This window comes from Nonomuraea sp. PA05 (genome assembly GCF_008086045.1).
Taxonomy (GTDB): domain Bacteria; phylum Actinomycetota; class Actinomycetes; order Streptosporangiales; family Streptosporangiaceae; genus Nonomuraea; species Nonomuraea monospora.
Map to the genome: position 1 here is coordinate 25972 of NZ_VSEY01000077.1, position 10904 is coordinate 36875.

The following is a 10904-nucleotide window of genomic DNA, read 5'->3' on the forward strand; positions in this document are numbered from 1 at the left end:
CTGCCGCGGACCCGGGTCAACCCATAGGGTGTGAGACCGATCCACAGAAACGGGGGCTTATGTGGACGGGCTCATCTCGGTGGCACCTGGGCTCACCTCGGAGCAGGTGGCGAGCGCGAAGGCGAACCACATCCCGCGCCGCTCCAGCCGCTCACTGAGCGCGATCCTCAGAGCGAACGTGTTCACCCTGTTCAACCTCGTCATCGGCGTGCTGTGGGCGCTGATCCTCATCTTCGGCGAGTGGCAGGACGGCCTGTTCGGGCTGGTCATCGTGGCCAACGCGCTGATCGGCATCATCCAGGAGCTGCGCGCCAAACGCACGCTCGACCGCCTAGCGGTGATCAACGAGGCTCCCGTGCGCGTGCGCCGCGACGGCCGCGAACAGGAGATCAACCCCCGCGACCTGGTCCTCGGCGACCTGGTCCTGCTCGGCCCCGGCGACCGCCTCCTGGTGGACGGCGAGGTCGTGCGCTCCGACGGCCTGGAGATCGACGAGTCGCTGCTCACCGGCGAGGCCGACCCCGTGCACAAGCAGCCGGGCGACCAGGTGCTGTCGGGCAGCTTCGCGGTGGCGGGCTCCGGCGCGTTCGTCTCCACCCGGGTCGGCACCGACGCGTACGCGGCCAAGCTCGCCGAGGAGGCCAGCAAGTTCCACCTGGCCCACTCCGAGCTGCGCGCGGGCGTGGCCGGCTTCATCAAGTACATCACCTGGCTGGTCATCCCGATCGGCGCCCTGCTGATCTACAGCCAGCTGCACAACTCCGCCGACCTGCGCGGCGCCGTCACCGGGGCGGTCGCCGGCATCGTCACCATGATCCCCGAGGGGCTGGTGCTGATGACCTCGATCGCGTTCGCCGTCGGCGTCGTGCGGCTGGGCCGCCGCAAGTGCCTGGTGCAGGAGCTGCCCGCGATCGAGGGCCTGGCCAGGGTGGACGTGCTCTGCCTCGACAAGACGGGCACCCTCACCGCGGGCGGGATGGACCTGGACGAGGTGCTCCCCGTACCCGGCGACCGCACGCCCATACCCGACAACCGCACGCCCGTACCCGACAACCGCACGCCCGTACCCGACAACCGCACGCCCGCGTCCGGCGCACAGCCGGCCGGTCGCCCCGCGCGCGGGCTGATCGACGAGGCGCTGGCCGCCCTCGCCAACCTCGACGACCGCCCGAACGCCACCGCCGAGGCCATCAGGGCCCGCCATCCCGCCTCCCCCACCGGCTGGACGGCCCGCTCGGCCGTGCCGTTCTCCTCGGCCCGCAAGTGGAGCGGCGCCGACTTCGGCGAGCACGGCGCCTGGGTGCTGGGCGCGCCCGACGTCCTCCTGCACGGCGGCGCCGCCTACGACAGGGCCACCGACCTGGCCGCCACCGGCACGCGCGTCCTGGCGCTGTGCCGTACCAGCTCCCTGGACGGCACCGAGCGCGGCGAGGCCACCGTGGAGCCCGTCGCGCTAGTCACCCTCAAACAGCGCGTCAGACCCGACGCCCGCGAGACCCTCGGCTACTTCGCCAAGCAGGGCGTCACCGTCAAAATCATCTCCGGCGACAACCCGCTGGCCGTCTCCGCCATCGCGACCGGCCTCGGCATCCCCGGCGGCGACCGGTCCATCGACGCGCGCACCCTCCCGCACGACGACCCCGCCCGGCTCGGCGAGCTGCTCGACACCCACACCGTCTTCGGCCGCGTCAGCCCCCAGCAGAAGCGCGAGTTCGTGACCGCGCTCCAGGCCCGCGGCCACACCGTCGCCATGACCGGCGACGGCGTCAACGACGTGCTCGCGCTCAAGGACGCCGACCTGGGCATCGCGATGGGCGCGGGCAGCCCCGCCACCAAGGCCGTCGCGCAGGTCGTGCTGCTCGACGACAAGTTCGCCACGCTGCCGCACGTCGTGGGCGAGGGCCGCCGGGTGCTGGCCAACATCGAACGGGTCTCCAACCTGTTCCTCACCAAGACGTTCTACGCGATCGTGCTGTCACTCATGGTCGGGCTGGCCGGGATGCAGTTCCCGTTCGCGCCGCGCCACTCGACCCTGACCAACGCCCTGGTCATCGGCATCCCCGCGTTCTTCCTCGCGCTGGCGCCCACGCTCGAACGCTCCAAGCCCGGGTTCGTGCCGCGCGTGCTGCGCTTCGCCGTACCGGCCGGGGTGCTGTGCGCGGCGGCGGTGCTCCTGTCCTTCTGGGCCGCCCACAAGGGCACCTCCACCCTCCTCGAAGACCAGACCGCCGCCGTGATCACCCTCTTCCTCACCACCTGGTGGGTGCTGGTGCTCATCGCCCGACCACTCAACTGGTGGCGAACGGCGCTGGTGGGAGCCATGGCGGTGCTCTTCGCGATCGGCATGGCGCTGCCCTTCGTCAGGGAGTTCTTCGCCCTCGAACCCGGCGACCTCAGCAACGACCTGACCGCCGTCGGCATCTCCCTCGTGGCGGCGCTCATGATAAGCGTCGCGGTCAAGCTCGCCGGTACCCTTAGACCATGACCGACCCGCAGATAGTGCTCACCGAGCGCGTCCAGCAGGCGCTGGCCCGCGCGTTCGGCCCGGAGCACGCCGACGCAGATCCGCTGATCCGGCCCTCCCAGTTCGCCGACTTCCAGGCGAACGTCGCGATGAGCCTGGCCAAGCGCCTGCGACGGTCCCCGCGGGAGGTCGCCGAGTCGATCACTGCCGAGCTGTCCGACTTCCCCGGCACCATCGAGGTCAGCGGCCCCGGCTTCCTCAACATCACGCTCGACAACGCGTGGATCGAGTCAGAGGCCCGGCGGATGCTCGCCGACCCGCGCCTCGGCGTCGGCACGAGCACGCCGCCGCAGACCATCGTGATCGACTACTCCGCGCCCAACGCGGCCAAGGAGATGCACGTCGGCCACCTGCGCACCACCATCGTGGGCGACTCCCTGGCCCGCATGCACGAGCACCTCGGCAACAAGGTCATCAGGCAGAATCACCTGGGCGACTGGGGCACCCCGTTCGGCATGCTCATCGAGCACCTCCTCGACATCGGCGAGTCCGCCGCCGTCGAGCAGCTCGAAGCCGGCCAGGGCACCGAGTTCTACCAGGCGGCGCGGGCCAAGTTCGACGGCGACGAGACCTTCAAGACGCGCGCGCGGGCGCGGGTGAGCACGCTGCAGTCGGGCGACCCCGAGACGCTGCGGCTCTGGCACGTCTTCATGGACGCCACCGTGCGCTTCTTCAACAAGGTGTACGCCATGCTCGGCGTCACGCTCACCGACGCCGACATCGCCGGCGAGAGCATGTACAACCCCATGCTCCAGCAGACCTGCGACGACCTGGAGGCGGCCGGCACGGCCGTGATCAGCGAGGGCGCGCTGTGCGTGTTCCCGCCCGGCTTCACCGGCTCCGACGACAAGCCGCTGCCGCTCATCATCAGGAAGAGCGACGGCGGCTACGGCTACGCCACCACCGACATGGCGGCCATCCGCTACCGCGTCCACGACCTCAAGGCCGACCGCATCCTCTACGTCGTGGGCAACGAGCAGGCGCTGCACTTCCAGATGGTGTTCGCCGCCGCCAAGCAGGCGGGCTGGCTGCCCGACACCACCGCGGCCGAGCACGTCCGCATCGGCATGATGCTCGGCAAGGACGGCCGGCGCTTCAAGACCCGCTCCGGCGAGTCCGTCAAGCTGATGGACCTGCTGCAGGAAGCCGTCGACCGGGCCGCCAAGCTCATCGAGGACCGCGGCCACGACGAGGCGACCCAGCGGGAGATCGCCCACGCCGTCGGCATGGCCGCCGTCAAGTACGCCGACCTGTCGGTCAGCCACGACAGCGAGTACGTCTTCGACTTCGACCGCATGGTGGCCATGACCGGCAACACCGGCCCCTACATGCAGTACGCGACGACCCGCATCCACTCCATCTTCCGCGGCGCGGGCATCGCCCCGGCCGACGCGACCGCACCCATCGTGCTGGCCGCCCCGGCCGAGCGCGCCCTGGGTTTGCACCTGCTGGGCTTCGGCGAGCTCGTCTCGCAGGTCGCCGCCGACTCCGAGCCGCACCGGCTGTGCGCGTTCCTCTTCCAGACGGCCAGCCTGCTGAGCACGTTCTACGAGGAGTGCCCGGTGATCAAGGAGGGCGTCGACCCCGAGACCCGAAACCAGCGGCTCGCCCTGTGCGCGCTGACGTTGCGGGTGCTGGAGACGGGGCTCGACCTTCTGGGCGTCCCTGTCCTCGAGCGCATGTAAACAGGCAGTTGGCTCAAAGTCTCCCGTTCCGCCGTGGGCGCGCCTCCACCGGGTTGGCGCGCCCCAACGGCTAGGCTTTACGCGGTCATGAACTGAGGCCGAAATGGGGAGTTCTCTGCCTTGAGCACGGACCTGACTGCGAGCCCCCCAGCAGCGACCGAACTGCATCGCTACGCCGAGGCGCTGCTGGCGCACCTCGCCGCCAAGGGCACCGCGCCTCCGGCCGCACCGAGCTTCAGCGACGTCTCGGGCTACTGGCTGCCGCCGGCTCTCGAAGCGCTCGTCGCCCTCCTCGCCGGCGACGACCCGCTCGAACCGCTGAGCCGGGCCGCCGGGCGCGACCAGCAACAAACCGCCCTCTTCCTCTGCCTGGCACTGGCCGTGTCCGGGCAGGGCAGCCGCATCCACGCCTCCTGGCTGGGCACCGCCTTCGGCGAACTGTCACTCGACCGCCCGGTCTCCCACGGCCAGCGCTCGCTCTGGCTGGCCGCCGCCCGCGGCGCCTACGGGCCCGCCGGCAAGATCTTCGTGCTGCGCAAGCTCGACGCCCTCGCCGTCCAGGAGCACGCCGACCCCCAGCAGTGGGTGCAGGCCCTCGTCCCTGGCGAGCCCGCCGTCGTCGTGCCGCCGTCCCTGGCCGACTTCCCGGAGATGGCCGAAATCCCCGAACTGGCCCGGCCCGCCGTGGCCGCCGCCCGGCTCGCCCGGCTGCGCGGGCGGTGCGCCGAGATCACCTCCGCGCGGCAGACCGAGCACGACTCACCCGCCCCGCTCGACAACAACCCGGCCACCCCGGCCGCCAACTGGGCCGAGGACGAGCCCCTCGCCGTCCTGCGCACCCTCATCGGCCAGGGCGGGCCCGCGGGGCCGATGGCGTCGCTCACCTCGTACCTGCTCGACGACCTGCGCCCCGGCGCCGACCCGCACCTCGCGGCGATCGCCCTGCACGTCGCGGCGCCGATCCTGCGCGGCGTCTCCGAGGAGCTCGAAGCCGACAGCCGCCTCGAACCCCCTGCCACCCTCACCGTCCCCCTCCTCGGCCACCGCATCCACCTGCGCCCCGAAGGGCCCGACCAGGCCTCCCTGGCCGCCGCCGAGGAGTCGATCGTCACCGAGGGTATGATCCCGCGCGGCCGCCCGTGGGCCGCCCTCGTCCTCACCGTCGCCGGCGTCGCCTGCCTCGTCGGCGCCGCCCTCACCACCCGCCTGCTCGCCGCCGCCGCCGTCGCCATGATCGGGCTGGCTGGCTGGCAGCTCTGGCAACGCCGCAAACTCGTCGAGGCTGATGCCCGGTATGTGGCTGGGCAGGTGAACGAGTTGAAGGAGCTGGCCGAGGGGGCGGTGTGGGCGCTGCACGCGTACGCCCGTGAGGCGGAGGATCGGGCCAAGCAGGCGGGGGAGGACGCGGCCGAACTGACGCGCCTCATCCGCCGCGGCCCCCGCGCCGCCCACTAACACCCCACCCACGCCCCGCCCACCCACGCCCGGCCCTTGTCCGCGCCAGGCCCTTACCTGCCCGCACGCCTTAAGCCACGCCCGGCCCTTGCCCGCGCCAGGCCCTTACCTGCCCGCACGCCTTAGGCCACGCCAGCCCTTACCTGCCCGCACGCCTTAAGCCACGCCAGGGCCTTGCCCACGCCAGGGCCTGGGCAACGCCCGGCCTTCGGCCACGCCCGACCCGCGCGCCCGCATCACGCCCAGCCCTGCCACGCGCATTAAGCCCTGCCTTCGACTACGCCCTGCCCCCCACTACGCACTACGCCCTGCCCGCGACCTGCCCTGCCCCCACCGGGCCCTGACCCGGCCTGCCTGCCGGCCTCATGCCCGGCCCGAGCCGCCCACGTCACCTCGCCACCCCCGCGCCCACACGACGAAGAACCTGCCCGGATCAATCTCCCGGACAGGTTCCCCACACTCATCAGCTCGTCGTGCTACGGCCTCAGGTCGTCTCGATCTCCACGTGCGCCGGCGCAAGCAGAAAGACGCGCTCAGCGATGCGCTCGATCCGCCCCTCGCAGCCGAACGCAAGCCCGGCCGCGAAGTCCACCATCCGCGTCGCCTCGGGCATCGACATGCCCGTCACGTCCATGATCACCGTCTGACCGTCTCGGAAGTGCTGGCCGATCAACGGTGCGTCGTTGTACTTGAGCGGCTGGACCATCACGATCCGCGACGAGTCCACGTTCGCGCGCCACCGCCTGGCGGCTCGCTCGGTGGCCGGGACGTACTCGTCCTCGTACTGCTCGTCGTCGTCATAGCCCTCGTCGTAGTGATCGACCCCGCTCAGGCCAAGGTAGCTCACCACCTTGCGCACTGCCCCCATCGGCTTGTCCTTTCCTCAGGAACTCACCGTAATCGGCACGTCCCTACACATTGGACGGTAACCGACGATTCCGCATTCGCCACGCGACACGCCCAGCCCTAATTCCATTTTGTACGGCTTGCAGCCTGCTTGCAGCTGGATATCCGACCCCCGTATACCATCAGCCACATGCGCCTCTTCACGGTCGACGCCTTCACTGACTCAGCTTTCCAGGGTAATCCCGCGGCTGTCTGCCTGTTGGACACTCCGGTTACTGAGCAATGGATGCAGAGCGTAGCCATGGAGATGAACCTCTCCGAGACCGCCTACCTGCACGGGGATTCGCTCCGGTGGTTCACCCCGGCAGTTGAGGTCACTCTCTGTGGCCATGCCACGCTCGCGACCGCGCACGTCCTCTATTCGACCGGTGCGGCGGAGGGGGCAGCTCGAATTCAACACGGCCAGCGGGACGCTCACCGTGAATCGGCGCCCGGACGGCATGATCACAATGGATTTCCCCGCCAAGGAGGTCACCCCCGCAGAGGCTCCGCCCGGCCTGGAGAAAGCCCTCGGCGCCACCCCTGTGTGGGTTGGCAAAAGTCAGCTCGACCTGCTGGTGGAGCTGGACTCAGAAGAAACGGTAAGTAGCCTTACCCCAGACATCACTGCTCTAAACACAGTGGACGCAAGAGGAATCATCGTCACAGCACCCGGCACCGAAACCGACTTCGTCTCCCGCTTCTTCGCCCCCAGGGTGGGGGTGCCGGAGGACCCGGTGACGGGCTCGGCCCACTGCGCCCTGTCTCCCTACTGGTCGGCCCGCCTCGGCCGCGCCTCCCTCGTGGGCGCTCAGCTCTCCGCCCGCGGCGGCCTCGTCCACGTCACCCACGCCGGCGACCGAGTCCACCTCGCCGGACGGGCCGTCACGGTGATGTCGGGCACCCTGCACGTCGCCTGATGCGTCGACCGGGTGTCGGCGCACGGGGCCAGGTGCAGAGTTAGGTACAAGTACACGTGCACAGGTGAGCGGTGTGTCCGCTGCTGGGGTCGGTGGCGTTGTCCGGGCGGACCCCCGGCGATGACGGGCAGGCCGAGGGCGTGTCCGGTCACGCACCAGACCACCACGGTCGCGGCTTCACCGCATCAGGGAGAGGCGGTCTTCCCGCATCGGCGGCCGGCAGCCCCTGCGACCTTCCCTGGAATCGCTTCGCGAGATCAGGACCGCTGCTCCGTCCCTGGAATCGCTTCGCGAGATCAGGACCGCCGCTCCGTCAGGCGCAGAGCGAGCTGGGTGCGATCACGCAGCCCCAGCTTGCGCAGCACGCTCGAGACGTGGTTCTTCACCGTGCCCTCGGTGATGTGCGGCCGGGTGGCGATCTCCCTGTTGGCGGCCCCGGCGGCCACCATCCACGCCACTTCGAGCTCCCTGCCCGACAGCACGTCCTCGCCGGAGAACGCGCCGCGCGCCGGTGTCCTGCGCCGGTCGGCGACCAGCCGGGCGGCGACCGGGCTGCTCAGCACGGTCTCGCCGCGACCGGCGCGCAGGACGGCCGCGACCAGTTCGTCGGGTGAGCAGTCCTTGAGCAGGTAGCCGACGGCTCCGCCGCGCAGCGCCCCGAAGATCTATTCGTCCTCGTCGAAGGTGCTGAGTACGATCGCCGCCACCGCGGGTGCTTGCCTGACAGCCGGGTGATCAGTCCGGCACGGTGCTGAGCAGCATCAGGTTGACCGCGACCGTGGCCCCGAGCACCAGCCAGAACACCACGGTCAGGAGAGCAGGCCGATCGGGGTCACGTAGCCATGCCATACGACGAACCTACGGTTCCGCCGGGCACCCTGTGATCCACCGAAGGTCACCATGACGTTGGTCATGGTGAGTTCTATCCCTGGCTCGATGCGCCGAGACTCCGCGCTTCCCTAGCGTTCCCGGCATGAAGACGCTCTGGACCGTCCTCCTCGCCATGGTCCTCATATTCGCCCAGGCAATCATCGGCTCCACCCTCCCGTTACTGTTCCTCAGCCGGACGAGCCCACTGCTGAGTCTTCTCGGCCCACTCGGTATCACGCTCACCGCGCTGCTGTTCGTCTATCTGATCCGGAGATTTCTGGACCGGCGGCCATGGTCGTCTCTGGGCTGGCGGAAACCGTGGCACATCGTGCTCGGCGTCTTCGCGGGTGCGCTGCCCATACTCGCCGCCTGTGGGATGGCCATGGCTGTGGGGGCCGGAACCTGGGTGTCGGTGGACGCTTCCGTCCTGCTGGGTGCGCTGCCGCTGGGCGTCGTCGTGCTGCTGCTCAATCAGGCATTCCCGGAAGAACTGCTCTGGCGCGGCCATGTCTTCGACAGCCTGTCGCAACGGCTGTCGCCACGAGCGGTCCTGATCATCACGTCGGTCGCATTCGGTTCCGTCCACGTCTTCTCCCAAGGCTCGGGAACCACCATCGGGGAAAAGCTGCTCTATGCGCTCATGGCCACGGCGCTCGGTTTCGCGGCCGGGGCGGCGCGGGTGCGTGGCGGCGGGCTGTGGATGGCGGCCGGCGTGCACCTGGGCTTCCACTTGGGCATGCGCAGCGTGCCCATGAAGCCGGAGAGCTTCAGCATCCTGCTCGTGCTGATGGCCATCGGGCTCGCGCTGGCGGGAGCCGTACTGCTCAGGGGTCAGGGCATCACCGAAACGAATCCGCGGGCAAGCGACCAGGCGGCGGCCTGAGGACGTAGCCCGAGTTCCTAAGCCAGGGCGCGCTCAGCACGTTGCCACGCTCCAGGGGCGTGGTCGACCGCCAGGAAGGCAGGCATGGGCGGGGGCGCGCTCATCGCTCTCCTTCGGCCATGCCGTACCGCTCCGCGGGCAGGTCCGCGGGGGACTGGCTCTCTCAGTTGCGGTGAACGTGTGGTCACCAGATTCAGATCGCAAGTCGGGTTGTCATTCTTGAGTGGCCGGCGACGAGTTGGCCTTTCCGACGTCGCCGAAATCTACGAGCGTCTCACCGGCACCTCGACCAGATCCCAGGCGCTGCTGACTTCTGAGCAGCTCCTCACCCAGCGGCTGCGCCCGGGCCGATCCTGGCCGTTCGCCCGCCAGCCGCCCCCGGCCATGCCCGAGGAGGCGGAGACGCTCCAGACAATCGCTGCACCACCTCTGCACATCTGCGCGTACCTGCCTCTGCACAACCACCTGTACGCCGACACCGGGTCTGACGACGCCCTGCTCGCGGCTCCTGACGGGTATTCCGGGTGCCGCGCCGCTTGGCGCGAGTGGCGGGACAACTGTTAGGTTCCGGGCATGAGAACAGTCCCGTTCACCGGTGGTGAGAAGGAAAGCCTCCAGGCCAGCATGGACCGGCATCGCGACGCGGTGCTGTGGAAGATCGAGGGACTGGACGACGAGGCGCTGCGACGCCCTATGACCCCGTCAGGGACGAATCTGCTGGGCCTGGTCAAGCACCTGGCAGCCGTTGAGTACTGGTGGTTCGCCGACGCGTTCGGGCAGGAGCACGAGGAACTCCCCTTCGACGACGATGACGAGAACGCCGACCTGCGCGTCGACGCCGGCGAGACCACCGCCGAGGTCCTCGCCTTCTACGCCCGCGCCCGCGCGTCCTCGGACAAGGTCATCGAGAAGTTCGACCTCGAAGACCTCGGCACCAACGAGCGCGGCGAGAGGATGACGCTGCGCTGGATCCTCATCCACATGATCGAGGAGACCGCCCGGCACGCCGGCCACATGGACATCGTGCGCGAGCTCATCGACGGCGAGAGCGGCGACCACCGGCGTGTCTAGCGCTGTGAGCGGAGATGATCACCGGGTTGGGTGAGGGTTCAGGCTGCCTGGGTAAGTGGTCGGCCGCCTCAGCGGATGCCCCTTCTCGCTGCGCATGCGGGCGCCCTTGCGGCGTTGGGCGGTCAGCGCGTCGGGGTGACGGGCAGGAGCGCTGCGCCAGTGCAGGTAGGCGTGCGGGGCCCGGGTCTGGACGGCGTGGTCGGGGTGGTCGGGGTTGGCCAAGGGCCGTAAGGGTCCGAGGTGCGCCTCGTCGGGTTGGCCCAGGACGCGTGAGCAGCAGCCAGACCTTAGGCGCGTTGGAGGGCAAATCCGCGGCGGGTCAGCAGGTTGTGCGTAAGGCTTCCGGCCGAGGGTGAAGACGCGGCAGGGAAGGCGGCACAGGGAGTCAAGGAGTGTGCGGATAAACGAACCAGCGGGTGAAGGGCTGGCCTAGCTTGGCGGGTCGGGTGGTGGCCGTCTGTGCGACGGGTTCTTCGCCGGCAGGGCGTGGTGCGGGCCGCCAGGCGTGGCGCAACCCAGCGAGCGTGGCGCGGCCGCATTGGGTTCGTGGGGCGGCTGGGGTGGTTTCGGTGTGTGCGGTCATGCGTTCGCGCACCAACGGGCGGCCCCAC

8 protein-coding genes and 1 pseudogene are annotated in these 10904 nt (G+C 69.8%); 6 read left to right on the forward strand and 3 right to left on the reverse strand.

The features are described from left to right. The first annotated feature begins 61 nt into the window (after positions 1 to 61). The 3 genes from FXF51_RS58150 to FXF51_RS58160 all read left to right on the forward strand — a co-directional run bounded on the left by FXF51_RS58150 (position 62) and on the right by FXF51_RS58160 (position 5664). On the forward strand, positions 62 to 2485 hold the full coding sequence (locus FXF51_RS58150) for an HAD-IC family P-type ATPase (protein ID WP_262380608.1): 2424 nt from the start codon (positions 62 to 64) through the stop codon (positions 2483 to 2485). Continuing rightward, positions 2482 to 4209: an arginine--tRNA ligase gene (argS, locus tag FXF51_RS58155; RefSeq protein WP_148443461.1), complete on the forward strand. Its 1728-nt coding sequence runs from the start codon at positions 2482 to 2484 to the stop codon at positions 4207 to 4209. Before FXF51_RS58150 ends, argS begins: the two co-directional genes overlap by 4 nt. A 120-nt stretch (positions 4210 to 4329) precedes the next feature. Beyond that, entirely contained in the window at positions 4330 to 5664 is a 1335-nt protein-coding gene (locus FXF51_RS58160) for a hypothetical protein (protein ID WP_262380610.1), read from the forward strand. Positions 5665 to 6148: 484 nt separating this feature from the next. Here the strand turns inward: FXF51_RS58160 and FXF51_RS58165 are convergent, their stop codons facing one another. Beyond that, a complete protein-coding gene (locus FXF51_RS58165) occupies positions 6149 to 6532 on the reverse strand; it encodes a cell division protein SepF (protein WP_080044678.1) in 384 nt (127 codons plus the stop codon). Positions 6533 to 6700: 168 nt separating this feature from the next. Here FXF51_RS58165 and FXF51_RS58170 point away from each other — a divergent pair. Next, positions 6701 to 7469: pseudogene (locus FXF51_RS58170) on the forward strand (PhzF family phenazine biosynthesis protein). A gap of 296 nt (positions 7470 to 7765) precedes the next feature. On the opposite strand, the gene FXF51_RS63370 reads toward FXF51_RS58170, so the two are convergent. Next, positions 7766 to 8032: a response regulator transcription factor gene (locus FXF51_RS63370; RefSeq protein ID WP_262380611.1), complete on the reverse strand. Its 267-nt coding sequence runs from the start codon at positions 8030 to 8032 to the stop codon at positions 7766 to 7768. A gap of 410 nt (positions 8033 to 8442) precedes the next feature. On the opposite strand from FXF51_RS63370, the gene FXF51_RS58180 reads away from it, so the two are divergent. Then, entirely contained in the window at positions 8443 to 9222 is a 780-nt protein-coding gene (locus tag FXF51_RS58180) for a CPBP family intramembrane glutamic endopeptidase (RefSeq protein ID WP_148443462.1), read from the forward strand. Positions 9223 to 9795: 573 nt separating this feature from the next. After that, a complete protein-coding gene (locus tag FXF51_RS58185; protein WP_148443463.1) occupies positions 9796 to 10293 on the forward strand; it encodes a DinB family protein in 498 nt (165 codons plus the stop codon). A gap of 18 nt (positions 10294 to 10311) precedes the next feature. Here the strand turns inward: FXF51_RS58185 and FXF51_RS58190 are convergent, their stop codons facing one another. Next, the gene (locus FXF51_RS58190) at positions 10312 to 10515 is read right to left on the reverse strand and encodes a hypothetical protein (protein WP_187415167.1); all 204 of its coding nucleotides are present in this window, start codon (positions 10513 to 10515) and stop codon (positions 10312 to 10314) included. Positions 10516 to 10904: the final 389 nt, after the last annotated feature.